Source organism: Anaerostipes rhamnosivorans (assembly GCF_005280655.1).
Classification (GTDB): domain Bacteria; phylum Bacillota; class Clostridia; order Lachnospirales; family Lachnospiraceae; genus Anaerostipes; species Anaerostipes rhamnosivorans.
This window is the reverse complement of sequence record NZ_CP040058.1, coordinates 2391726-2415560: the sequence shown is the minus strand read 5'-3', so window position 1 is coordinate 2415560 and position 23835 is coordinate 2391726. Positions and strand designations below refer to the sequence as shown.

23 protein-coding genes, 1 tRNA gene and 1 other annotated feature are annotated in these 23835 nt (G+C 44.3%); of the genes, 21 read left to right on the top strand and 3 right to left on the bottom strand.

Annotated elements, in window-relative coordinates; all coding sequences use genetic code 11:
- Positions 1–14: 14 nt before the first annotated feature.
- The 5 genes from atpD to AR1Y2_RS18035 all read left to right on the top strand — a co-directional run bounded on the left by atpD (position 15) and on the right by AR1Y2_RS18035 (position 7893).
- Positions 15–1415, top strand: a complete 1401-nt coding sequence (atpD, locus tag AR1Y2_RS11960) for a F0F1 ATP synthase subunit beta (protein WP_137329159.1) — start codon at positions 15–17, stop codon at positions 1413–1415.
- A 9-nt stretch (positions 1416–1424) separates the two neighbouring features.
- Positions 1425–1838, top strand: a complete 414-nt coding sequence (atpC, locus tag AR1Y2_RS11955; RefSeq protein ID WP_137329158.1) for an ATP synthase F1 subunit epsilon — start codon at positions 1425–1427, stop codon at positions 1836–1838.
- A gap of 590 nt (positions 1839–2428) precedes the next feature.
- Positions 2429–5041: a cation-translocating P-type ATPase gene (locus tag AR1Y2_RS11950; RefSeq protein WP_137329157.1), complete on the top strand. Its 2613-nt coding sequence runs from the start codon at positions 2429–2431 to the stop codon at positions 5039–5041.
- A gap of 127 nt (positions 5042–5168) precedes the next feature.
- Entirely contained in the window at positions 5169–7280 is a 2112-nt protein-coding gene (locus AR1Y2_RS11945) for a transporter substrate-binding domain-containing protein (RefSeq protein ID WP_243118740.1), read from the top strand.
- A 1-nt stretch (position 7281) separates the two neighbouring features.
- Positions 7282–7893 carry an ATP-binding response regulator gene (locus tag AR1Y2_RS18035; RefSeq protein ID WP_243118739.1) on the top strand — a complete coding sequence of 204 codons (612 nt, stop codon included), beginning with the start codon at positions 7282–7284 and terminating at the stop codon, positions 7891–7893.
- A 297-nt stretch (positions 7894–8190) separates the two neighbouring features.
- Here the strand turns inward: AR1Y2_RS18035 and AR1Y2_RS11935 are convergent, their stop codons facing one another.
- Complete coding sequence (locus AR1Y2_RS11935) at positions 8191–8424, bottom strand: HPr family phosphocarrier protein (protein WP_137329156.1); 234 nt, start codon at positions 8422–8424, stop codon at positions 8191–8193.
- Between the two features lie 158 nt (positions 8425–8582).
- Between AR1Y2_RS11935 and AR1Y2_RS11930 the strand changes: the two genes are divergently transcribed.
- From AR1Y2_RS11930 to AR1Y2_RS11870, 12 genes are all read left to right on the top strand, one after another.
- The gene (locus AR1Y2_RS11930; protein ID WP_137329155.1) at positions 8583–8765 is read left to right on the top strand and encodes a hypothetical protein; all 183 of its coding nucleotides are present in this window, start codon (positions 8583–8585) and stop codon (positions 8763–8765) included.
- Positions 8766–9098: 333 nt separating this feature from the next.
- Entirely contained in the window at positions 9099–10058 is a 960-nt protein-coding gene (gene bioB, locus AR1Y2_RS11925) for a biotin synthase BioB (protein ID WP_137329154.1), read from the top strand.
- A gap of 16 nt (positions 10059–10074) precedes the next feature.
- A complete protein-coding gene (locus AR1Y2_RS11920) occupies positions 10075–10626 on the top strand; it encodes a biotin transporter BioY (RefSeq protein ID WP_137329153.1) in 552 nt (183 codons plus the stop codon).
- Between the two features lie 261 nt (positions 10627–10887).
- Positions 10888–11802, top strand: coding sequence for an ABC transporter ATP-binding protein (locus tag AR1Y2_RS11915; RefSeq protein ID WP_137329152.1), 915 nt, complete (start codon positions 10888–10890; stop codon positions 11800–11802).
- Complete coding sequence (locus AR1Y2_RS11910) at positions 11796–12560, top strand: ABC transporter permease (protein ID WP_137329151.1); 765 nt, start codon at positions 11796–11798, stop codon at positions 12558–12560. Before AR1Y2_RS11915 ends, AR1Y2_RS11910 begins: the two co-directional genes overlap by 7 nt.
- 44 nt (positions 12561–12604) lie before the next feature.
- Positions 12605–12828: a binding site (T-box leader), on the top strand.
- 98 nt (positions 12829–12926) lie between these two features.
- A complete protein-coding gene (gene epsC, locus AR1Y2_RS11900; protein ID WP_137329149.1) occupies positions 12927–13607 on the top strand; it encodes a serine O-acetyltransferase EpsC in 681 nt (226 codons plus the stop codon).
- Positions 13607–15007 (top strand): cysteine--tRNA ligase, encoded by a 1401-nt coding sequence (cysS, locus tag AR1Y2_RS11895; RefSeq protein WP_137329148.1) that lies wholly within the window; start codon positions 13607–13609, stop codon positions 15005–15007. The genes epsC and cysS overlap by 1 nt, the downstream gene beginning before the upstream one ends.
- Positions 14992–15423 (top strand): Mini-ribonuclease 3, encoded by a 432-nt coding sequence (locus tag AR1Y2_RS11890; protein ID WP_137329147.1) that lies wholly within the window; start codon positions 14992–14994, stop codon positions 15421–15423. Before cysS ends, AR1Y2_RS11890 begins: the two co-directional genes overlap by 16 nt.
- On the top strand, positions 15420–16160 hold the full coding sequence (gene rlmB, locus AR1Y2_RS11885) for a 23S rRNA (guanosine(2251)-2'-O)-methyltransferase RlmB (protein ID WP_137329146.1): 741 nt from the start codon (positions 15420–15422) through the stop codon (positions 16158–16160). The genes AR1Y2_RS11890 and rlmB overlap by 4 nt, the downstream gene beginning before the upstream one ends.
- 7 nt (positions 16161–16167) lie before the next feature.
- Complete coding sequence (locus AR1Y2_RS11880; protein WP_137329145.1) at positions 16168–16749, top strand: sigma-70 family RNA polymerase sigma factor; 582 nt, start codon at positions 16168–16170, stop codon at positions 16747–16749.
- Between the two features lie 18 nt (positions 16750–16767).
- Entirely contained in the window at positions 16768–17472 is a 705-nt protein-coding gene (locus tag AR1Y2_RS11875; RefSeq protein WP_137329144.1) for a metallophosphoesterase family protein, read from the top strand.
- A 49-nt stretch (positions 17473–17521) separates the two neighbouring features.
- Positions 17522–17594 (top strand) — tRNA-Thr (locus AR1Y2_RS11870).
- A 150-nt stretch (positions 17595–17744) separates the two neighbouring features.
- Here the strand turns inward: AR1Y2_RS11870 and AR1Y2_RS11865 are convergent.
- Positions 17745–17924, bottom strand: a complete 180-nt coding sequence (locus AR1Y2_RS11865; protein WP_137328969.1) for a hypothetical protein — start codon at positions 17922–17924, stop codon at positions 17745–17747.
- A 59-nt stretch (positions 17925–17983) separates the two neighbouring features.
- Entirely contained in the window at positions 17984–19129 is a 1146-nt protein-coding gene (locus AR1Y2_RS11860) for an IS91 family transposase (RefSeq protein WP_137328968.1), read from the bottom strand.
- 314 nt (positions 19130–19443) lie between these two features.
- On the opposite strand from AR1Y2_RS11860, the gene AR1Y2_RS11855 reads away from it, so the two are divergent.
- From AR1Y2_RS11855 to trpS, 4 genes are all read left to right on the top strand, one after another.
- Positions 19444–20271 carry a hypothetical protein gene (locus AR1Y2_RS11855; RefSeq protein ID WP_137329143.1) on the top strand — a complete coding sequence of 276 codons (828 nt, stop codon included), beginning with the start codon at positions 19444–19446 and terminating at the stop codon, positions 20269–20271.
- 207 nt (positions 20272–20478) lie between these two features.
- Positions 20479–21315, top strand: coding sequence for a hypothetical protein (locus AR1Y2_RS17815; RefSeq protein ID WP_175403639.1), 837 nt, complete (start codon positions 20479–20481; stop codon positions 21313–21315).
- A gap of 224 nt (positions 21316–21539) precedes the next feature.
- The gene (locus AR1Y2_RS11845; protein WP_137329142.1) at positions 21540–21905 is read left to right on the top strand and encodes an ACT domain-containing protein; all 366 of its coding nucleotides are present in this window, start codon (positions 21540–21542) and stop codon (positions 21903–21905) included.
- A gap of 718 nt (positions 21906–22623) precedes the next feature.
- Entirely contained in the window at positions 22624–23631 is a 1008-nt protein-coding gene (trpS, locus tag AR1Y2_RS11835) for a tryptophan--tRNA ligase (protein ID WP_137329141.1), read from the top strand.
- Positions 23632–23835 lie beyond the last annotated feature (204 nt).

Genomic DNA, 23835 nt, shown 5'->3' with positions numbered 1-23835 from the left:
ATTGTGGTGAAGATATGGAAAAGGGAAAAATCGTACAGGTTTTAGGTCCGGTAGTGGATGTGGAATTTGACGGCGGCTATCTTCCGCTGATCAAAGACGCGCTGACAGTAGAACTGGATGGGAAAGAACTTGTCATGGAAGCGGCCCAGCATATGGGAAATAATATTGTCCGCTGCATTTTGCTTGCTTCCAGCGAGGGCTTGTCAAAAGATATGGAAGTGACAGCCACAGGTGCCGGTATCACTGTTCCGGTGGGAAGACAGACTCTTGGCAGAATGTTTAACGTGCTCGGACAGAATATTGATGGAAAAGAGCAGGTTGAAGGAGAGGAGCAGTGGGTTATCCACAGAGATCCTCCTACGTTTGAGGAGCAGAGTCCGGTGGTGGAGATCCTGGAGACAGGCATCAAGGTCATTGACCTGCTGGCGCCTTACGCAAAGGGTGGAAAAGTCGGACTGTTCGGAGGAGCAGGAGTAGGAAAGACAGTTTTGATCCAGGAACTGATCCACAACATTGCCACAGAGCATGGGGGCTATTCGATCTTTACCGGTGTAGGGGAGCGATCCAGGGAAGGAAACGACCTGTGGACCGAGATGAACGAATCCGGTGTTATCGACAAAACGGCATTGGTGTTCGGGCAGATGAATGAACCGCCGGGAGCACGTATGCGGGTGGCACAGACCGGTCTTACCATGGCGGAATATTTCAGAGATCAGGAGCACCAGAACGTGTTGTTGTTTATCGATAATATTTTCCGTTATGTGCAGGCAGGGTCAGAGGTTTCCGCACTGCTGGGCCGTATGCCGTCTGCGGTAGGCTATCAGCCGACGCTGGCCAATGAAGTGGGAGAGCTCCAGGAGAGGATCACATCTACGAAAAACGGTTCTATTACCTCTGTCCAGGCGGTATATGTGCCGGCAGATGACCTGACGGACCCGGCGCCGGCCACAACGTTTGCCCATCTGGATGCCACCACGGTACTCTCCAGAAAGATCGTGGAGCAGGGAATCTATCCTGCGGTAGATCCTCTGGAGTCCACCTCCAGAATCCTGGAAGCCGAAGTGGTGGGAGAAGAACACTATGAAGTTGCCATGCAGGTCCAGGAATTACTTCAGAAATATAAAGAATTGCAGGATATCATCTCAATCCTCGGTATGGAGGAACTGGATGAGGATGACAAGGTGGCGGTATACCGGGCAAGGAAGATCCAGAAATTCCTTTCCCAGCCGTTTCATGTGGCTGAAAACTTTACAGGCATGAAAGGAAAGTATGTGCCGGTCAGTGAGACCATCCGCGGATTTAAAGCCATTATCAATGGTGATATGGACGAATATCCAGAGAATGCGTTTTTTATGGTAGGGACCATTGATGAGGTCATTGAGAAAGCAAAGAGTGAAGCTGCCAAGGAAGCATAGAAATGAGGGATGAGTATGGGAAAGACCTTTTATCTGGAGATTACGGCCAGCGACCGGAGGTTTTATAATGGAGAATGTGAGATGATGATCTTTCCGGCGATCGACGGTGAACAAGGAATCCTGCCCAATCATGAATCCATGGTGACTGCAGTGAAGGCGGGAGAATTAAGGTTTAAAGTCGACGGAGAATGGAGAGAGGCTGCAGTGGGTGACGGATTCGTGGAGATCATGCCCGAGTTCGTGGTTCTCCTGGCCGATACGGTGGAATGGCCGGAGGAAATTGATATCCGGCGGGCCAACGAGGCAAAAGAACGCGCCCAGGAGCGCCTTAGGCAGAAAGAGAGCCAGAGAGAGTATTATCACAGCAAAGCTGCCCTTTCCAGGGCCATGGCAAGGCTTAAGGTGACGGGAAAACATTTATAAGACAGGATTCGGGGGACGTGTCGACAACAATTAGTTGACAAGCCGGAAAGAATTCGCTATGATTATATCTAAATAAAAGGGAGTAGCTGGCGAGTGAATCGTTTGCGGTGTCGTCAATCTCGATGAAGAAATTCATCCGTATCGTAATGAAACAGCGAGACTTTTATTGCACGAAAGATGCAGTAAAAGTCCCGTTGTTTTTTTATTTCATGGGAACATCCCATGAAATAAAAAACGCTCCGCGAGGATCGCACTGCGGCGGCAAGGAATCATGTCGCTAAAGCGACCCGCCGCAGGCGGAGAATCCCACAAGCGGGATTCTATCTTGTTTCATGGGAAAATGCATCCCGTGAAATAAAAAACGCTCCGCGAGGATCGCACTGCGGCGGCAAGGAATCATGTCGCTAAAGCGACCCGCCGCAGGCGGAGAATCCCACAAGCGGGATTTTATCTTAGTTCATGGGAAAGTGTCTCCTATGAAATAAAAAAGCCCTTTGGGACTTAGCTGCACACAGTGTGAGATTTCCACTGGTGAAAATCTTTCATCCTAAGAGGAAAGAAAATACTTAGAGAAATGGAGAATGATGAGTATGAAGGAGTTTTATCAACAAACAGCAGAAGAAGTCAAGAAGCAGCTGAACGGCTCTATGGAGCCCTTGACAGCTGCCCAGGTCACAGAGCATCAAAAGCAGTATGGGTATAATGAGCTTGTTGAGGGAAAAAAGAAAAGTGTCGTACAGATTTTTCTGGAACAGTTTAAAGACTTTCTGGTGATCATCCTGATCGCTGCGGCCACTGTATCCGGTTTTCTGGGAGATATGGAGAGTACTGCGGTCATCCTGGTCGTCATAACGGTCAATGCTATTCTTGGCACAGTACAGACAGTAAAAGCGGAACAGTCTTTAAGCAGCTTAAAACAGCTTTCTGCCCCTACGGCAAAGGTGCTGAGGAATGGGGTGATCGTACAGATCCCGTCCAGAGAAGTTACGGTAGGGGATGAGGTCCTCTTAGAAGCAGGAGATTCCATACCGGCAGATGGCAGGATCCTTGAGTCCGCTAGTCTTAAGGTGGATGAGAGCGCACTGACAGGAGAAAGCCTGGGGGTAGAAAAGACAAGCAGTGTGATCATCAGCCAGGTTCCTTTGGGGGATCGGATCAACATGGTATATTCCGGAAGCTTTGTCACCTACGGAAGAGGTAAGTTCCTTGTGACAGGCGTAGGAATGGATACGGAAGTCGGAAAGATCGCCGGAATGCTGAAAAATACAGAGGAGAAAAGAACTCCGCTGCAGGTTAATCTGGACCAGTTCGGACAGAAGCTGTCCCTTCTGATTCTAGTATTCTGCGGTATATTGTTCGGCATCAGTGTGATCCGGGGCGAGGATATCGGCGATGCCTTTATGTTTGCCGTTGCGTTGGCTGTTGCAGCCATCCCGGAAGCATTGAGTTCCATTGTCACCATCGTACTCTCTTTCGGTACACAGAAGATGGCAAAGGAACATGCCATCATCCGAAAACTTCAGGCAGTGGAGGGGTTGGGAAGTGTATCCATCATCTGTTCTGATAAGACTGGGACACTGACCCAGAATAAGATGACAGTGGAAGATTACTATGTGGGAGGCGTTCGGATTCCGGCGGCCCATATCGACCTGAAAAAGGCAGCTCAAAAGCAGCTTCTGGACTACAGTATGCTCTGCAACGATTCTACCAATATAAACGGGGAAGAGATCGGAGATCCCACCGAGACAGCGCTGATTAATCTTGGGGACAAGCTGGGACGGAAGGCGGAAGGTGTTCGCTGCTTTTATCCAAGAGTGGCAGAGATTCCGTTCGACAGCGAGCGAAAGCTCATGTCTACAGTACATGATATGGAAAATGGCTATACGATGATCACGAAAGGGGCAGTGGATGTACTGCTGGACCGTATGGTATCCATACAAAAAGGTGATAAAGCGGTACCTATCACCAACTGGGATAAAAAACAGATTGAGGCCTGCAACCAGGAATTTTCCAAAAACGGGCTGAGGGTTCTGGCCATTGCTTATAAGACCATAGAAAAGGGAAAGAGGCTGACGCCAAAGGATGAAAATGGATATACCTTCCTGGGGCTGATCTCTATGATGGATCCGCCGAGAAGGGAATCCAGATCAGCGGTGGCCCAGTGTATCCAGGCAGGAATCCGCCCGATCATGATCACTGGGGATCATAAGGTGACGGCAGCGGCCATTGCAAAACGGATCGGCATCCTGAAAGACGAGAGTGAGGCCTGTGAGGGAGCTGAGATCGACCATATGTCTGATCAGGAACTTGAGAAGTTTGTGGAAGGCATCTCTGTATATGCAAGGGTGTCACCGGAACATAAGATTCGGATCGTACAGACGTGGCAGAGAAAAGGAAATATTGTTTCTATGACAGGAGACGGTGTTAACGATGCCCCAGCCTTAAAACAGGCGGATATTGGCGTTGCCATGGGCATCACAGGCAGTGAAGTCTCCAAGGATGCGTCTTCCATGGTGCTGACGGATGATAATTTTGCTACTATTGTAAAGGCAGTGGAAAATGGCCGCAACTTGTATAGAAATATAAAAAATGCGATACAATTTTTGCTTTCCGGTAATTTTGCGGGGATCCTTGTAGTACTCTATGCGTCCATCGCAGCATTGCCTGTTCCGTTTGCGCCGGTACACTTACTGTTTATCAATCTGCTAACGGACAGCCTGCCTGCTATCGCCCTGGGTCTGGAGCCTCATACAGATCAGGTGATGGAAGAGAAGCCGAGGCCGGTTAATGAATCAATCCTGACAAAAGATTTCCTTGCGAACATTGGAATTGAAGGATTTGTGATTGGTGTTATGACAATGATCGGGTTTATGATCGGGTACCGGGACCAGAACGCAGTTCTGGCGAGCACTATGGCATTTGGAACCCTCTGTACCTCCAGGCTGGTGCATGGATTTAACTGTAAATCTAATCATCCTGTGTTATTTACTAATAAGTTTTTTGATAACATATATCTGATCGGGGCTTTTATACTTGGTGTCATTCTTATGACCTGTGTCATGGTAATACCGTCCCTGCACGTATTATTTAAAGTACAGACTCTGACTATGCAGCAGTTATTTACTGTTTATGGATTGGCACTGGCGAACCTTCCGGTGATCCAGCTGCTGAAAGCTATTCGGATGAAGATCCGAATCCTCTAAATAAAACCCTTAAGGGACCTTTTTCTTATTTTCGTTTGAAATCGGTCCCTTTTTGTTGTCAGAAAGCAGGAAAAGCATTAGAATAGAATATAAAAGGGGATAGGATCATTGAAAGAAGGGGGAAAGTATGAAGAAAAAATCGAGACAGAAGCTGTTTGGCAGAGGGGTTGTCTGTTTGGCTGTATTGTTGATCAGTTTTCTCTGTCTGGGGAATAGCTTAACTTCAGCTGCCTCCGGGAAAAAAGAAAAAACACAGTCGAAGCGGGTTGTGAAAGTCGGTTTTTTAGAGACGACTGGTCTGTGCGAGAAGGATGAATATGGGAATTATACTGGTCTGACCGTGGATTATCTGAATGAGATTGCCAAATATACAAACTGGGAGTATGAATTTGTTCCTACTACTGGGGAAACCTTTATGCAGGATATGGCAGCTGGAAAGTTTGAAGTGTTGGGCGGTACTTACTATGCAAAAGAACTGGAAAGCTTGTTTGCTTATCCAAAATATAGTATGGGCAGCAGCAGAGCCGCGCTGCTCTGTTTGAAAGACAACAATAAGATCAAGAGTTATGAGTTGAGCACATTAAACGGAAAGACGATCGGAGTCTTCGATAAGGCGGAAGAGAAGATCCGCAGACTGAAAGATTATTTAAAGATTAACGGTCTGAACTGCAAATTAAAATATTACGGCACAAAGGATCTGTCAAGAAAAGGAGACCTCTACAGCTTTTTAGAGGATAAAGAAGTCGATCTGCTGATGGGGAACGAACTGGAGAACAATAAGAATTTCCGGCTTGCAGCTTCCTTTGACGCACAGCCATATTATATTGTAACGAATACAGGCAACAAGGAAATACTAGACGGCCTGAATATGGCTATGGAGAAGATCTTAGATGCTGATCCGGAATTCGGAGAAGAACATTATGAGAAGAACTTCAAAGGGTTAAAATCGATTTCTTCTGTCTACCTCAGCCAGGAAGAAAGGAAGTATATTAAGAAAAAGAAAACAGTGTCTGTGGTGGTTGTGTCAGAACGTCATCCGTTTTACTGCGAAGTGGGAAAAGAAGATCACCATGATGGAATTATTCCGGATATCTTAGAGAAGGTGTCTGAATTTTCAGGACTGAATTATACTTATATGACGGCAGATACTTACGAGGAAGCAATTGAACTTGTTCAAAACAAAAAGGCAGATATTCTAGGATGTTTTTTAGATACGGAGAAGAATGCAAAGCAGGAGAATTTTATATTGTCCAGCGCTTACATTAAACTAAATAATATTGTCTTGAGGAATAAGGCAGTGAATTACCCATCTGGAGGGCTGAAGGCAGGGATACTTGCCGGCAGATCACTTCCGGACGGAATAAAAGCCAGAGAAGTGATCACCTATACTGATTCAAAGGAACTGATCACCGCATTGAACCGCGGTGAGGTGGATTTTATCTATGGACTGGCATCTTCACTGGAACAGGAAATGCAGAATCACCGGTATGCGAACGTGGTACCTGTCACCGGGGTCAACAATGATATGGGGGTTTCTTTCGCATTGCCAAGTCCCGCAGACATTCATCTCCTCACGATCCTCAATAAGTCCATCAACAGTATTTCTGAGGAAGATAAGAGCACCATCCTGAACCGGAATCTGGTATCGCTGGGGTCATCTCTGTCTTTAAAGGACTATATCTATGCAAATCCGATCATTTCGGTAGGTATGCTGAGCACGATCGTACTGGCTGTTGCTGCAGGTCTGATCCTTGTGTTGAGATCAAAGATGAGAAATAAGCTGATGCAGAGTGAGCTGGAAAAAGCTGAGGCGAAAAGCAGGGCAAAAAGTGAATTTCTCTCTCAGATGAGCCATGAGATCAGGACTCCTATGAATGCAATTACCGGCCTTACTGATCTTGTGAGGATGGAGGAAAAACTGCCGAAAGGCGTAGAAGAAAAGTTACAAAAAATTCATGCATCTTCCCAATACATGCTGGCACTGATCAACGATATTCTGGATATGTCAAAAATCGAGAATGGTAAGATGACCATTGAGACAGAAGAATTTTCACTGGCAGAGCTTTTGGATGGTTTACACGAAATGATGGAGGAGCAGGCACGGGAGAAACAGCTGGATCTTAAGTTTATAAAAGAATTTGAGCACGAATGGGTTATGGGAGATTCCATCCGCCTGCGACAAGTCATCACAAATCTTTTATCCAACGCACTTAGATACCGGAGTTGGAATTGCTCCTGAATTGCAAAGTCAGATATTTGAGGCATTCGAGCAGCTGGGCGCTAGCAGTACAAAAAGTGAAGGCACTGGGCTGGGACTTCCGATCAGTGCAAGTATCGTTCATGCTATGGGAGGCCAGCTGAAAGTAAACAGCCAGATAGGTAAAGGAGCAGAATTTTTCTTTTTAATCCGGCTGCCTTTAGGAAAAGATAAAGATCAGAAAAAGGAAGATGTATCAGTACTTCCGGATTTTCAGGGGATTCGGATCCTTTTGGCGGAAGATAACGATTTAAATGCAGAGATTGTGCAGGAACTTTTGCGAATGGAAGGAGCCGAGACGGAGCGGGTATTCGATGGACAGGAGGCTGTGGAACGGTTTTTGGCGAGTGAAGATGGGTGGTACCAGATCATCCTGATGGACATTAAGATGCCTCGAAAAAACGGTTATGAGGCAGCTGTGGAAATCAGGAAAAGCAGCCATGCTAATGCACAGAGTATCCCGATTATTGCCATGACGGCCAACTCATTTAAGGAGGATATGGAAGCTGCATTTGAAGCCGGAATGAATGGATTTGTGCCAAAACCAGTGGACATTCAATATCTGAACCGTGTACTGAAACAGAATCTTCATTAAAAGGTATGACATTTTCCACATGATTTCCGTTCCGTTCGGTTCTTAGAATGCCTCACTCCAATCATGTAGAAAATGGATGTAATGTCTGCTGGGGATGGCTGTTGTTCTTTTGAATTGTACTAATCAGAAGGTATATAAAATGTAGGTTGATGTGAGTCAAAAGGGGCTGCTCCACGAAAGTTATTTACCACTATTGGAGGAGCGCATTTCAAAAGCGCGACGGAAATAGTGGTAAATAACTCATAAAATAAAAACTGCCGTGTTCCTGCGAAAAGACAGGATACGGCAGTTTTGCAGTTAATCGATGATGAATGGCTGTAGTGCAGATTCAATCTCGTCAAGTTCTTCGTCACCGTAGACAGTAACAAGCAGCGGTTTGGATAATTCCAAGCTGAAAATACCCATAATGGATTTGGCATCGACGACATACCGGCCGGATGCCAGGTCGATCTCGGATTTGAATCGGTTAATTAAGTTTACAAAATCCTTTACGCTGTCTATGGAATCTAATAATATCTTATAGGTTTTCATATCAAACACCCCTTTCTTCTTTGCTGATGCAATGTCATGGTACAATTTTTTGAGACGAAAGTCAAATAGAGAAAAAGAATATATTGACAAGAAGCGGTTAAAATGAATAAAATAAAGTTCAATGGAAAGGGAGATCAGGAAGGTAAGGAGGAAGACCTATGGGACTTTTGACAAAAGTGACAGATAATCATCCGTTCAGCAAAGACATTGATGAACTTTTGGAGAAACGTGAGGATACACAGGAAAAGGCTGCGATAGACGGACTCACCTATGAGGAATCTATGAAAAAGATTGAGGAACGCATCAAAGAGCTGGGAATCCTGGAAGAAAAAGAATCATAAAATCATGAGACGTTCAGGCTGTAGATAAGAACACTTCAGTCTGTGCGTTTTTATTTAACTTGATTGTAAACTTAAATAGAAATATAAGTTGACAATAGGGAGCGAAAAAGGTATGATATTTTCTACGAGATTTCCGTTCGGCTCTTAATGCCTCACTCCAAGCCTGTAAAAAATGGACGTAGTGTCTGCTAGATAAGGATGACGGCTGAACAGAAGGTTTCATCCTACGATAGTTTTTCTTCATTGTCGGAAGGAGGCCTTTCCAGAGCCGACTGGAGACAATGGAGAAATACTCATACTTCATAACTAAGCAAGGAAATGAAAGGAGAAAATATGCTGAAGGATTTAACAGAACGGATCCTCTCGGGGGGAGAGGTTTTTTTTGAAACAGAGGATCTGAAGATCTTGATGGATTCGGATCTGACAGAGCTGTGCCGTTCGGCAGACAGGTTGAGGAAGTATTTCTGTGGAGATCACGGAGATCTGTGTACGATCATTAACGGAAAAAGCGGAAGGTGCAGCGAAGACTGCAGGTTCTGCGCACAATCCTCCTATCATCAGACTAGGGCAGAAGAATATGCCTTTTTGCCCGCAGCTGAAATTATAAAGGATTGTAAAGCGCAGGAGCAGAAGGGGGTGCACCGTTATTCTATCGTGACTGCGGGAAAAAGCATTGGCGGAGATGATTTTTTAAAAGCTTTGGAAGCATACCGTGGCATGTCTGCACAGAGCAGCCTTTCCTTGTGCGCTTCCCATGGACTTTTATCGCATGAAGCTTTTTTAAAGCTAAAGGAAAACGGAGTTAACCGGTACCATTGTAATCTGGAAACCTCCAGAAGGTTTTTCCCTCAGGTCTGTTCTACACATACATATGACGATAAGATAGAGAATATTCAAAGGGCAAAGAAAGCGGGCCTTGAGATCTGTTCTGGAGGAATCATCGGTATGGGGGAGACAATGGAGGACAGGATATCCATGGCTCTTGACCTGGCAGGACTGAAAGTGGATTCGATTCCCATCAATGTACTCACCCCGATCCCGGGAACCCCTTTGGAAAATCGGCAGAGGCTTAAGGAAGAAGAAATTCTCCGAACTGTTGCTGTCTTCCGGTTTTTAAACCCAAAAGCGGAGATCCGTCTGGCGGCAGGACGCAATGTGATGGAGGAAAACGGAAGGAAAGCATTTCTATCCGGGGCCAACGGAGCCATAACGGGGGACATGCTCACCACGTCGGGAAATAAGACAGAGGGAGACAGACAATTATTGATCCAGCTTGGATATACATTAAACTAGAAAGAGGAGTAGGATGATGAAAAAACTAGAAATCAAACAGATGACACTCATTGGATTGATGGCAGCGCTGATCTGTGTTGTGGGACCGCTCACAGTTCCGCTGCCGTTTACGCCGGTGCCCATCTCACTTACCAATTTGGCAATCTATCTGACTGCTTATGCTCTGGGCTGCAGGCTTGGGACGGTAAGTTATGTGATTTACCTGCTGCTTGGGACAGCAGGTCTCCCGGTATTTTCAGCTTTTTCCGGAGGATTATCAAAGCTTGCAGGTCCTACAGGAGGATATCTGATCGGATTTATATTGACAGCAGCCATCTGTGGATTCATGATCGACCGTTCAAAAGGGAAAAGGAGCATACAGTCTGCAGGGATGATCCTGGGAACTCTGGCAGCATATCTGTTTGGAACAGTATGGCTTTGTACACAGATACACCTGACGCCGATGCAGGGCCTGGCAGCAGGAGTTATCCCCTACCTGCCTGGTGATCTCATAAAAATTGCTCTGGCTGCTGCGGTTGGAAACAGTATTCGCCAGACAGTGAAAAAAACTGCGTCAGCAGTATCATAGAGACAAGGGACATGGAAATAAAAATTTCTGTGTCCTTTTATGGTACTAAAAACGCTCCGCACGGGTCGCACTGCGGCGGTAAGGAATCATGTCTTCAAAGCGACCTGCCGCAGGCGGAGAATCCTGCAAGCGGACTTGCCCACTTTGATATTGAAACAGTTCCCTTAAGCAAAAAGATTTTATTCTTGACATCATTGTTGTGTTATAGTACTATTGTATTAAATCATCAGTACAATAATACTATAACACAGGGAGGTCTATATGGATATTGTCGTAAAAGCGGAGGACATCACAAAGTCCTTTGGAAAACAAATAGCAGTCAGAAACGTCAGCATGGAAGTAAAAAGAGGAGATATTTATGGATTCATCGGGGAGAATGGTGCAGGAAAGACGACCATGATCCGGATGATGGCAGGGCTGGCAAAACCTACTTCCGGGGAATTGTCCTTATTTGGTTCAGGAGATCCGGTAAAAGCCAGGGAAAAGATTGGAACGGTCATTGAATATCCGGCCTTAATGCCGGGCATGACGGCAAAAGAAAATCTTATAGTAGAAATGAAGCTCCGTGGAATGAAAGACACAAGGAAAGTTGAGGAAGTTCTCACGAAGGTCGGACTTGATAATACGAAAAAGAAAAAAGTGAAGAATTTTTCTCTTGGAATGAAGCAAAGGCTGGCCATAGCAATTGCCCTCCTGGGAGACCCGGAATTTCTGATCTTGGATGAACCCACAAACGGGCTCGACCCGGTAGGTATCCGGGAGATCCGGGAGTTGATCCAGGAACTGAACCAGGAGCATCACATCACAGTATTGATCTCAAGCCATATTTTAGGAGAGTTATCCAAGCTGGCCACGAGATACGGCATCATCCATAAAGGAGAGCTGATCCAGGAGTTCACAGAGGAAGAACTGGTCAAACAAAGCCAGTCCAACCTGACCGTAAAGGTGCCCAAAGAGCAGCGGATGAAAGCATGTGAAGTGATGAAGGAGCAATTCGATGCAGATGAATGCCAGATCACCGGAGATGAAGAATTAAAGATCTACGGATTTTTGGACCAGCCGGGGGAAGTGAATCAGGCCTTGATGCAGAAGGGGATAAAGGTGCAGGAAATCTACGTGGAGAAAATGGATCTGGAGAAATACTTTTTAAATACAGTTGGAGGTGCAGCATGTTAAATTTAATCCGGACAGATATTTATAAATTGTTAAAATCAACCTCATTCCGAGTTTGCGGGGTACTGCTTCTGTTGTTGTCGGGAACGGAGAATTTTCTATATCACCTTGTGGAGAAGATAGGAGGAGGCATGGGAGGGCAGATGACGGTCATATCCAGGATACAGACTGCAGATACGTCTTACCTCATCCTGCTGTCCATCGTAGTTTCTCTGTTTATCGGAAGTGAATACACATATGGCACTATCAAGAACCTAGCCTCCAAACAGTACGAAAGAAGCAAAATCTTTGCATCCAAATGGCTGGTGAGCATGGGCCTTGCAACGGTTTATTTTGTGCTGAGTCTGGTTGTCGTTGGCATTACGGCAGCGTTCTACTGGAAAACCGGGGATGTGAGCGGGGCAGTCATAAGCGAAACGGCCGCCTACCTTTTCACAAAATACATCCTGGTGTTAAGCATCACTTCTCTTTATGTCATGGCGGCATTTCTCATAAGGAAAACCCAATTTATCCTGCCGGTGGCTATCATCGGGGTGGATGTGATCGGCACGGTGGCTTTATACGGAGATATGGGGCTGACAAAGCTTTTCGGACATTCGGTGGAACTGGCAAAATACTGGCCTGGCAATACGTTGTCAATACTGATTCAAAGCGGAATGAAAAATGCGGATCTTGTTACGGGAATTGTGACAGGTATTGTATTTCTGACCGCCGCTGCAGTGGTTGGCGCCATGCATTTTAAAGCGGTGGATATTAAATAATCCGGTTGACATTTCAGGGGAAAGCGCATAAACTATATGGTAAGTGAAATGCGCAGAACAGAACCAGTACCTTCACCGGAACTATCAGAGAGAAACTGTCATCGGCTGAAAGCAGTTTTTAGGAAAAGAGTTGGGAATGCCTCTGGGAGCAGACAGGACGAAGCAGCAGTAGCCCTGTACGTGGCCGGCGTTAACGGAAGCTTAAGGGAAGACATCCCAAGGATGTTTTAAGTAAGAGTGGAACCGCGGATATAACTTCGTCTCTTTTTTGAGACGGAGTTTTTTTATTCTATGTTAGAAGGTTCACAGAACCTCCCTATAGAATAAAAAGTCCTGCATTATGTAAATATGGATTTGGAGGTAAGTATGGGCTTTAGAGATTTTGCAAAAAGCCAGTTTGAGATTATCAAGGACCGGGATCCGGCCCTTAAAAACCAAAGAGAAGTCTTTCTGTATCCTTATGTGAAAGCACTGTATTGGTACAGAATCACCCATCAGATGTATAAGGAAGGTAATTTTTATAAAGCCAGAAAGATTTCACAGAAGATCGCCAGAAAAACCGGTATCGAGATCCATCCAGGGGCACAGATCGGCGAAGGCCTTTTTATTGACCACGGACATGGGGTCGTCATCGGCGAGACGACGATCATCGGGAACAACGTGACCATCTATCAGGGGGTTACGCTGGGTGGTACTGGAAATGAGACTGGCAAGCGTCATCCGACCATTGAGGATAATGTACTGATCAGTGCAGGAGCCAAAGTACTAGGATCGATCACGATTGGGAAGAATTCTAAGATAGGCGCAGGCTCAGTTGTGGTCTCTGATGTGCCGCCTAACTCAACGGTCGTAGGTGTTCCGGGAAGAGTGATCAAAAGAGACGGCACCCGGATCCAGAGTCTGGAACTCAACCAGATTGATCTTCCGGATCCAGTGGATATGGATATCGAAAAATTGGCGAAGGAAAATGCGGAACTCAGAAGTGCGTTGAATATTTTTATGGAGCACTGCAAACGAGTGGAAGATGCAGCGAAAGGAGATAAATGATGAAGATCTACAATACACTGACAAGAAAAAAAGAGGAATTTGTACCGGTGCATCCGGGCAAAGTAGGGATATATGTGTGCGGACCCACAGTTTATAATTACATTCACATTGGAAATGCACGGCCCATGATCATCTTTGATACCGTCCGCAGATATTTTGAATACAAAGGTTATGATGTCAACTATGTGTCAAACTTTACGGATGTGGATGACAAGATTATTAAAAAGGCCAACGAGGAAGGTGTGTCCGCTACAGAGATCGCAGAGCGCTATATCGAGGAATGTAAAAAGGATATGGAAGGTTTGAATGTAAAACCGGCAACGCACCAGCCAAAAGCCACGGAAGAGATAGACGGAATGATCCGTATGATCGAGACTTTAATCGAGAAGGGCCACGCATATGAATCAAACGGAACGGTTTACTTTAAAACACGTTCATTTGAGGGATACGGAAAGCTTTCCAAAAAGAATATAGACGATTTGGAAGGCGGCCACAGGGACATTAAAGTCCGTGGAGAAGAAGGGAAAAAGGATCCGTTGGATTTTGTGCTCTGGAAACCGAAGAAAGAGGGAGAGATCGCATGGCCGTCCCCGTGGGGGAAAGGCCGCCCCGGATGGCATATCGAATGTTCTGAGATGTCCAAAAAGTATATTGGCGACACCATCGACATCCATGCAGGTGGAGAGGACTTGATCTTCCCACACCATGAAAATGAGATTGCCCAGAGTGAAGCTTGCAATGACGAATGTTTTGCAAATTACTGGATGCACAACGGTTTCTTAAATATCGACAACCAGAAAATGTCGAAATCGGCGGGGAACTTTTTTACGGTGCGGGAGATCAGTGAAAAGTACCCGCTTCAGGTCATCAGGTTTTTTATGCTGAGCGCCCATTATAGAAACCCGTTGAATTTTAGTGATACTCTTGTTGAGTCTGCAAAGAACAGCCTGGACCGGATCTTGACGGCCATTGATCTTTTGAGAGACCGGGCTTGCATGCCGGAAACAGAGTTGAGCAGTGAGGAAGAGCAAAACCTTGCGGAGGCTGGGAAGCTGACCGCTAAGTTTGAGGAAGCCATGGAGGATGACTTTAACACCGCAGATGCCATTTCCGCTATCTTTGAGATCGTTAAACTTTCCAACACAACGGTGAAAGAGGGCTCCAGTGCCTACGCCAAGAAGCTTTTGGAAACGTTAGAAACCTTATGCGGGGTTCTTGGGATTGAGACAAAGCAGGAGGAAGGAATCCTGGATGAGGAGATTGAACAGCTCATCGAAGAACGAAATCAGGCAAGAAAAGATAAGAACTTTGGCAGAGCGGATGAGATCAGAGACGAACTGTTGGAAAAAGGAATCATTTTAAAGGATACAAGAGAAGGCGTAAAATGGAAACGAGCTTAATTGAATTTATGATACAGGGGCTTGATCTGCCAAAAATAGATCCAAAGACCTACTCTCCTCTGGGGCTCGCCTACATTGGAGATGCGGTTTATGAACTCGCCGTCAGGACTCTGGTGATCTCTGAAGGGAATATGAGTGTCAATAAGTATCACCAAAAGTCCAGCAGCATGGTAAAAGCTTCCGCACAGGCCCGGGTTTATGATAGAATAAAAGAAAGGCTGACCGATGAAGAATCAGCTGTCTATAAGCGAGGGCGGAACGCTAAATCCGCCACCGCCGCAAAAAATGCTTCCATCGTTGAATACCGCATGGCCACAGGAGTTGAAGCCCTGATGGGATATTTGTATTTGTCCGGGAAGATGGGGCGTGCTGTGGAGTTGATAAAAATAGGATTAGATTTAGGAGAAAATGAATGAGCTACGAAGAATATTTGCTGGCGGGCAGGAATGCCGTGCTGGAAGCGTTGAGGGCAGGCAAACCGATCGACAAGATCTTTATCTTGGACGGATGCCAAGACGGTCCTATCAGAACCATTGTAAGAGAAGCAAAAAAGACGGATGCGGTTCTGAATTTTGTAGAAAAGGAACGCTTAGACCAGCTGACAAATGAGCATCACCAGGGTGTGGTAGCCATGGCTGCGGCTTATGAGTATGCACAGCTTGATGATCTTTTCCGCAAGGCAGAAGAAAAAAATGAGGATCCATTCTTTATTCTTCTGGACGGTATTGAGGACCCACACAATCTGGGGGCCATCATAAGGACTGCAAACCTTGCGGGAGCCCACGGAGTGATCATTCCGAAGCGCAGAGCTGTGGGGCTGACATCGACAGTGGCCAAAACTTCCGCCGGGGCCATCAACTATACACCGGTCGTGAAAGTGACCAACCTTTCAAAGACGATGGAAGAATTAAAGGAGCGGGGACTGTGGTTTGTCTGTGCTGATATGGAAGGGGAAGTCATGTACCGCCAGAATCTGACTGGGCCCATCGGGCTGGTCATCGGAAACGAAGGCAGCGGAGTCAGCCGTTTAGTCAAAGAGCGCTGTGATTATATTGCTTCCATTCCTATGAATGGTGATATTGATTCATTGAATGCGTCTGTGGCTGCCGGTGTGCTGGCTTATGAAATTGTGAGACAGAGACTTCTAAAATAGAGGTGCTATGAAAATATTTAAAGATTATTCTGACCAGGAATTGTTGGATGAAATTAAACTTGGAGATGATCAGGCGATGGATTTTCTGTTAAACCGGTATGGGGGACTGGTGCGCAGAGAGTCCAGAAAGTTTTTTCTTGCCGGAGCGGATGAGGAGGACTTGATCCAGGAAGGCATGATCGGCCTTTTCAAAGCTGTTAAAAATTATGACAAAGACAAAAATGCGTCATTTTCCACGTTTGCATCCCTTTGTGTCAAACGTCAGATTTATACGACAGTGACCGCTTCCAAGAGAAAAAAACATGGTCCGTTAAATAACTATATTTCGCTGTTTAATGATCATGGAGAGGAAGAACAGTTCATGGAAGAGGATACGAATCCGGAACAGGTTCTAATACAAAAGGAAAATATATCTGATTACTATAAGAAGATCGAGACGAAACTCAGCGGATTTGAAAAAGATGTGATGGAGCTTTATCTCAGCGGAGAGAACTATGTAGAAATCGCCAGGAAACTGGACAAGCCGACAAAATCAATTGACAATGCGATCCAGAGGATCCGCAGGAAGTTAGGGGAAGAAAGTCCATAACCTAAAGGGGGAGTATTCATGCAGAAGATCTATGTGCTGTCTGACATTCACGGCCAAAGCCGGGCTTTTTTTGAGATGCTTGAGAAGATTCAGTTTTCCTCCGAAGACAAACTGTATATCATCGGAGACGTGGTGGACCGGGGACCGGACGGCATCAAGCTGCTGGAATATATCAGGGGGCAGAAGAATATGGTTCTTCTCATGGGAAATCATGAGGATATGATGTTGAGAACTATGAATGATGAGGAATCCTGGTATGAGACATGGCTTTTTAACGGGGGAGGAGTCACTTTAGCTTCCCTGATGTCCTTTCCGAAGGAGGAGCAGGAACGGTGCATTGAGTTTGTAAAAAATCTTCCCCTGTACCGTATGATCTCGGTAGAAGGGAAGCAGTATCTGTTAGTACATGCAGGAATTGACGTATCCAGGGGAGAATCGGAGGAACAGATTGCTGCTATGGACCGTGACACCCTTTTATGGATCCGCAGGGAGTTTTTTAATGCAAAATTGTCCTGTCCGTATACCGTCATCTTTGGGCACACCCCTACAGGTGCGCTGCTTTATTATGCGAAAGATCTGCCGGAGGAATCCAGGGAACAGGCGGCGGCATTTCACATAACTAGGTGGGACCGGAGAATCGCCATTGACTGTGGGTGCGCTTACGGAGAAAACTTAGGCTGTCTCAGACTGAATGACCAGAAAGAATTTTACATAAAAATATGAAAAAATATTGACAAGATTCGATGTGTATGATAAATTTAATAACGGTCTTGCTGATGTGGCACAGGTGGTAGCGCACCTCATTGGTAGTGAGGAGGTCACGGGTTCAACTCCCGTCATCAGCTTATCGTAAGAAACGGCTTAGGCCCTTATTTATAAGGGTCTGAGCTGTTTTTTTGTTCCTTTATAGGAAACTTGTCGTTTCCTATAAAGGGGTGTTTAGAATAAAAAAATATACCCATCAAAAGATGGGCATGGCAAACAGATGAAATGGATTAGAAGAGATAAAAACCTTCTTCTCCGATTTCATCATCAAGATCATCCTCCTCATGCAGGAAATAATCCATATCCAGTAAGTCATCATCGCTCATAGATCTGATGTCTTTCGTGGTCATCCCTTCAGGTGGATGCTGCATATACGTTTGTCTGAGTTCCTCGATGTGTTTTGGATCCATTTTGATTGTCCTCCGTTTGGTTCAGTATATCACAGCGGAGGAGGCTGTGGGAGTAAAGATTAAGGACCATGATATTTTTCCTTGGCTTTTCGATAAAGTTCATCGAGAGGAACGCGCTTGTGGTTATGATAAATTTCGAGCAATTCCATTTTTTGGTTACAGCATGGGCATTGAATCGGGTCATATCCAAAAGAGAGACTGATACAGTCCCGCCATCTGTTCATAGAAAGATAAAATTTATGCATTGATGAATGGATCGCATGATGGAGTTTGTAATCTTCTATATGGGATCTGGCATAAAGCCCATAGTAACGAACTTGTTTAAAATGTTTTTCTGGAATGTGTCGGATCAGTCTTTTGATGAAGTCCATGGAGGGAAGAGTTTCTTCCACATAGTGATCATCTTCATGACGGTTGTAATGAAACGTGACCGTATCATCAATAGAGTTGTAGAGATCAATGCGGGAAGTGGCGATGACGGGTCTGCCCAGATACCGGCCGATGTAGTTAATCACCTGTTTTGGCTTACAGCGGTTTGGTTTTGCATAGACATAAAAGCCATCCCTGCTGTTTTTGTAAACCTGAGAGACCACTTCTTTGAAAGAATGAGGAAGTTTCTTCTTAAGTTCATTCAAAAGAGCAGTTTGAAAGGAGCTGCGCATGAAAGTATAGTTAAAATGTGATTTTGCCTGCCACAGGCCACTTTTGCCCAGACCACCTTCTGAAAGGAGACAGTGAATATGCGGGTTCCATTTCAAATCTCTGCCAAAGGTATGAAGGACAAGAATGAAACCAGGAGTAAATAATTCTGTTTGATTATCCTTGTGGAACATGCGGAGAATGACACTTCTTACAGCAGAAAAAAGGCAGTTAAGAAGAGAACGATCCTGGAGGAAGTAAGAGCGAAGTTCATCTGCAATGGTAAAAACACAATGTCTGTGTTTGACGTTGATGATTTTAAAAGCCATAGAAGTAGTGCGGTCAATGGAATACTTGGCACCGCAGGTAGGACAGAAACGGCTTTTGCAACGAAAAGGAACAAACTTTAAGTTGCCACATTTGGAGCATCCATACATGGCACCACCGAAAGAAGGGTCGCCACAATGAAGCATTCGGTCAATGTTTTGGATGACAGAAGGACGAGGATGGAGAGTATATTTGATTTCTTCATAATGGTCACAAAAGATTTTCTGTAATATATTCATAGGACTATTATGAAGGAAAAAGAGACAAAAGAAAAGCCTTAACCCCTCATGAGTGAGGGGCAGGGGAGTTGAAGTGTCGAAGACACTTTTTTACATAGGAAAGTTCCCCGAACCTCCCTATGGAACAAAAAAGCCATGCGGGCACTATGCACACAAATGCGTGAGGGGTTGGAGGGTTGAAGTGGCTTGCCACTTTGTTTTATGCTGTCTTTTATGGAAGTAATTGCCCCAAATAGAACTTGCCCACATTGCCCTTGGGCATCATGTTATATTCTTGCTTGCAGGTTTTGTTATTAATTAAAAGGAGAAAAAACATGAATATTTGGGAAAGTACAGTATTGACGGACAAAGGGGCAGCTCTTCAGGCAAAGTTAGTGGATGGAAAGACATTGCAAATCACAAGGGTGATGACTGGGGCTGTGAAGGTTCCAGTGGTGAATCTGCGGCAGCAGAAGAGTGTAACCGGTGGAGGAAAGGAAATTACCCTGCAGCCAAGTAGAATTGAAGGGGATAAGATGATTGTTCCGGTATTGTTGGAAAATAAAGAACTGGAGAAGGGTTATGATCTTTGGCAGGTTGGCATATACGCCCAGGATCCAGATGAGGGAGAGATTTTATACTGTCTTGCCCAGGCATCGGAGGCAAAACATATTCCTTCCGCTACAGAAGGTCCTGGTTTTTCTATCACATGGGATTTTTGTTTTAAAACATCCAATACTGCACCATTTGATATTACTTTAAACCCCGTAGGGCTGGTGAATATTGAGCAGTATCAGGTTCATACAGCTGAGATTGGCAGTCTGAAAAGTTCAATTGTAGATCTTGACGGAAGAATTGAGGAATTAAATGCGGATTTACATAATGTAACTGCGGATTTTACAACAGTAACGGGAACTTTTATTACAAATTCTGGTTTTACAAATCTAAAATATCCATCGGGTTTTAAACAAGATAATTGTATTGTTGTTGCTATAGAGGTCCTATATGAATCGTGGCGTGGGGGATATGGCCTTAATAACGCAAATGATCCTAGTAGGCTATTTACCATACTAGATCCTAAAGAGATACGGGTTTATTGCAACAGTACAACACATATGGTTGATAAACAATTTAGGGTTCTGCTAAAAAAAATAGGAGTTTAATATGTATAGAAGTATTATCACTTAAATTTAGTTACATAACATATGTTTAGAAACTCAATTGTCCCTACATTAACTTGCCCACATTGCCCCAGGGCACTATGCTATATTTTTTATAAAGATCATGATCTAAAGAAATAAAAAGGCAGCATAGCCATAGTTTTTTGGATGGCTTCTGTGAAACAGTCGTTTATATCAGGAGGTATTATCATGAATATTTGGGAAAATGCAGTTTTAACAGACAAAGGGACAGCTCTGCAGGCAAAACTTGTGGACGGACAAACTTTACATATTACAAAGGTGGTCAGCGGGGGTGCCAAAGTTCCTGTGGTGAACCTGAGACAGCAGACAAATGTGACAGATGGCGGAAAAGAAATTACCTTGCAGCCAGTTAGAATAGAAGGAGATAAAACTATCCTTCCAGTGTTGTTAGAGAATATAGGTTTGGAAGAAGGGTATGATCTCTGGCAGATTGGCATTTACGCGCAGGATCCGGAGGAAGGAGAAATTTTATATTGTCTTGCCCAGGCTTCAGAGGCAAAGCATATTCCTTCTGCGACAGAGGGACCAGGGTTTTCTATCACATGGGACTTTGTAATCAAAACTTCAAATACAGCACCGTTTGAGGTTGATGTAAACTCTGTGGGTCTGGTAAGCATCGAGCAATATCAGGTACATGCAGGAGAGATTCAAAGTTTGAAAAACTCAATTGTAAATCTTGACGAAAGAATTGAAGATTTAAATGCGGATTTAAATAGTACTGATTTAAATTTAAATAAGATTAAGGAATCACTTCCATACAAAGTACTACCAACAAATAGAAAAATAATAGATTCACTTGATGAAAACAATGGAAATTTTATCTTTTACATAAATAGTTACGATAACTATGGAGGTTGTGATGTACCGGGAAAAGAAAATTATTATGGAATAGTATTTGCGGCAGGTGGAAGATATTCACAAGTGCTTTGTATGGGGAATTTAAATGGAGGTTTATATACACGAGTTAAAATTAACGGATCCTGGTCAGGATGGTTTGCGAAGTAAATAGGAATTTAAATAACAAATATATTGTCACTTATAAATAATCTACATAAACCAATTTAAGAAAATAAGATAAAGAGTTACAACAACAGAGAATTATATGACTATAGACTTTTTAAAGAACATAGATATCACCTATCTACTCTTCTTTCATCATCCAACATATGCTAAAATAGAATCTGACAAAACAGATAGATTTGACAACTGCATTTCGGAGGATAAATAGAATGGAAATTAAATTACTTGAGCAGGATTTTTCCATCTGCAAACTGAAGGATTTTTCACAAGCGGATTTAAGCCGGGATTTTTGCTTTGTAGGCAAAACGGATCAGGAGAATTCCTTGGTGTGCCCCACAGAATATATACCCCAAAATATTATTGAAAAAGAGGATGGATGGAAAGCATTCCGGATACAAGGAATACTTGATTTTTCTCTGATCGGCATTCTGGCAGACATTTCTGGTCTGCTGGCTGAAAACAAAATCGGCATTTTTGTTATCTCTACCTATAACACAGATTATATTCTGACAAAGACTGAAAATTTTCAAAAAGCTGTCTCTGTGCTGAGGGAAAATGGGTACATTATCGTGTAAAGCACGCCCACCCAAAGGGTATGACATTTTCACCAGTTCTCCGGCTTGCTGTCTCAGGGACGTAAGATTTTCTAACTTTCAGTAAAGCCTCTCCGGCGGCCCGTTCGGAACTCGCTGACGCGGGGGCAGTCTCACTGCGCAATGCGCACCGCCTACGAGTCTTTACTTCAAGAAGAAAAACTAACGTCCCTTCGAATGCAAGGCCTCCGAACTGGTGAAAATGGACGTAATGTCTGCTGGAAATGGCTGTTGCGAGACAAAAGGCGCCACCTACGATAGTTTTTTCTTCATTGTCGGAAGGAGGCCTTTCCAGAGCCGACTGGAGACAATGGAGAAAAACTATTGTAAGATGGCTCCTTTTGTTTTTCTGAATTGCATCTATCAACAGATATTACGTCTATTTTCTAATGAGTTACCAATAAGCCTGAACGAATATGTAACTCTTAGAGAACAGACAAAAAAGTAAAACGATATAAGTCAAAAGAAGCCCTTCTCCAGCAGACATTACGTCCATATTCTACATGATTGGAGTGAGGCATTCTAAGAGCCGAACTGAAATCATGTGGAAAATGTCATACCTTATTATTTAGTAAGAAAAATCTGGATTGAAGGTTTGGAAACTTTGGAACAATATGATATGATGGAGTCAGTGATTCCGGGCAGGGCACAGAGTGCTCTGTTGATTCGGGAAAGAGATTAGGGAAGAAAGGAACGACAGATGTTAGACGGAAAAAAATCATTATTCAGTGGCATGCAGGCCACAGGGACCATCACATTAGGAAATTATTTAGGAGCTTTAAAGAACTGGGTGGATATCGACAAAGATGAGTACATGTGCTTTTACAGTGTTGTGGATATGCATTCTATCACTGTCAGACAGGACCCGTCAGAGCTTAGAAAAAGAGCCAGGAGCCTTTTGGCACTTTATATTGCGGCGGGACTGGATCCGGTAGAAAATTGTATTTACTATCAGTCCCATGTTTCAGCCCACGCAGAACTTATGTGGATCCTGAACTGCTTTACCTATATGGGAGAAATGAACCGGATGACCCAGTTCAAGGATAAATCCCAAAAGCACTCAGACAATATTAATACAGGTCTTTTCACTTACCCTGTGTTGATGGCGGCAGATATTCTTCTGTTCCAGTCCGATGTGGTGCCGGTGGGCAAAGATCAGATGCAGCATCTGGAGATCACCCGTGATATTGCGGAGAGATTTAATAAGATATATGGGGATGTGTTCACGATTCCGGAAGCGTACATTGGAAAAGTGGGGCAGAAGATCATGAGTCTGCAGGAGCCGGAAAAGAAGATGTCCAAGTCCGATGAAAATGCCAACTCCCATATCCTGCTTTTGGATGACCCGGATACTATTATGAGGAAGTTTAAAAAGGCAGTGACGGATTCTGAGGCATGCATTGCTTATTCGGAAAATAAACCGGGAATCAAAAATCTGCTGGATATTTACTGCTCTATCAATGGCAAGACTCCGGAGGAAGCGGTAGCTGAGTTTGACGGAATGGGCTATGGCAAGCTGAAAGAACGAGTAGGAGAAGTGGTTGTGGAAGAACTTCGTCCGATCCAGGAGCGTTACAAAGATATTATGAAGGACAAAGATTATTTAAACATGATCATCAAGGACAATGGGGAAAAAGCATCTTATTATGCAACTAAAACCTTGAGAAAGGTACAGCACAAGGTAGGTTTCCCAGACCGCATCCGCTGATTTGGGACCGGGAAGAATTGATGATGAAAGATCCGGGGAAACGGTTTAAGACAGCCGTTTTTGCCGGATCTTTTTTTTGTGTAGGGCTTGCCCGGTCCGTTCTTCTGTTAAACGGCTTTCCTGCTTTGTTTTGCCGGGATTCTGAAAAGGCAAATGTATCTTGCAGTGGACAAGCGCTTTTGATATAATTCTATTATCATTTAA

Excerpts from the sequence above, each read along its gene's own strand:
- atpD (WP_137329159.1), top strand. The coding sequence starts at position 15 with ATGGAAAAGGGAAAAATCGTACAGGTTTTAGGTCCGGTAGTGGATGTG.
- atpC (WP_137329158.1), top strand. The coding sequence starts at position 1,425 with ATGAGTATGGGAAAGACCTTTTATCTGGAGATTACGGCCAGCGACCGG.
- AR1Y2_RS11950 (WP_137329157.1), top strand. The coding sequence starts at position 2,429 with ATGAAGGAGTTTTATCAACAAACAGCAGAAGAAGTCAAGAAGCAGCTG.
- AR1Y2_RS11945 (WP_243118740.1), top strand. The coding sequence starts at position 5,169 with ATGAAGAAAAAATCGAGACAGAAGCTGTTTGGCAGAGGGGTTGTCTGT.
- AR1Y2_RS11935 (WP_137329156.1), bottom strand. The coding sequence starts at position 8,424 with ATGAAAACCTATAAGATATTATTAGATTCCATAGACAGCGTAAAGGAT.
- AR1Y2_RS11930 (WP_137329155.1), top strand. The coding sequence starts at position 8,583 with ATGGGACTTTTGACAAAAGTGACAGATAATCATCCGTTCAGCAAAGAC.
- bioB (WP_137329154.1), top strand. The coding sequence starts at position 9,099 with ATGCTGAAGGATTTAACAGAACGGATCCTCTCGGGGGGAGAGGTTTTT.
- AR1Y2_RS11920 (WP_137329153.1), top strand. The coding sequence starts at position 10,075 with ATGAAAAAACTAGAAATCAAACAGATGACACTCATTGGATTGATGGCA.
- AR1Y2_RS11915 (WP_137329152.1), top strand. The coding sequence starts at position 10,888 with ATGGATATTGTCGTAAAAGCGGAGGACATCACAAAGTCCTTTGGAAAA.
- AR1Y2_RS11910 (WP_137329151.1), top strand. The coding sequence starts at position 11,796 with ATGTTAAATTTAATCCGGACAGATATTTATAAATTGTTAAAATCAACC.
- epsC (WP_137329149.1), top strand. The coding sequence starts at position 12,927 with ATGGGCTTTAGAGATTTTGCAAAAAGCCAGTTTGAGATTATCAAGGAC.
- cysS (WP_137329148.1), top strand. The coding sequence starts at position 13,607 with ATGAAGATCTACAATACACTGACAAGAAAAAAAGAGGAATTTGTACCG.
- AR1Y2_RS11890 (WP_137329147.1), top strand. The coding sequence starts at position 14,992 with ATGGAAACGAGCTTAATTGAATTTATGATACAGGGGCTTGATCTGCCA.
- rlmB (WP_137329146.1), top strand. The coding sequence starts at position 15,420 with ATGAGCTACGAAGAATATTTGCTGGCGGGCAGGAATGCCGTGCTGGAA.
- AR1Y2_RS11880 (WP_137329145.1), top strand. The coding sequence starts at position 16,168 with ATGAAAATATTTAAAGATTATTCTGACCAGGAATTGTTGGATGAAATT.
- AR1Y2_RS11875 (WP_137329144.1), top strand. The coding sequence starts at position 16,768 with ATGCAGAAGATCTATGTGCTGTCTGACATTCACGGCCAAAGCCGGGCT.
- AR1Y2_RS11865 (WP_137328969.1), bottom strand. The coding sequence starts at position 17,924 with ATGGATCCAAAACACATCGAGGAACTCAGACAAACGTATATGCAGCAT.
- AR1Y2_RS11860 (WP_137328968.1), bottom strand. The coding sequence starts at position 19,129 with ATGAATATATTACAGAAAATCTTTTGTGACCATTATGAAGAAATCAAA.
- AR1Y2_RS11855 (WP_137329143.1), top strand. The coding sequence starts at position 19,444 with ATGAATATTTGGGAAAGTACAGTATTGACGGACAAAGGGGCAGCTCTT.
- AR1Y2_RS17815 (WP_175403639.1), top strand. The coding sequence starts at position 20,479 with ATGAATATTTGGGAAAATGCAGTTTTAACAGACAAAGGGACAGCTCTG.
- AR1Y2_RS11845 (WP_137329142.1), top strand. The coding sequence starts at position 21,540 with ATGGAAATTAAATTACTTGAGCAGGATTTTTCCATCTGCAAACTGAAG.
- trpS (WP_137329141.1), top strand. The coding sequence starts at position 22,624 with ATGTTAGACGGAAAAAAATCATTATTCAGTGGCATGCAGGCCACAGGG.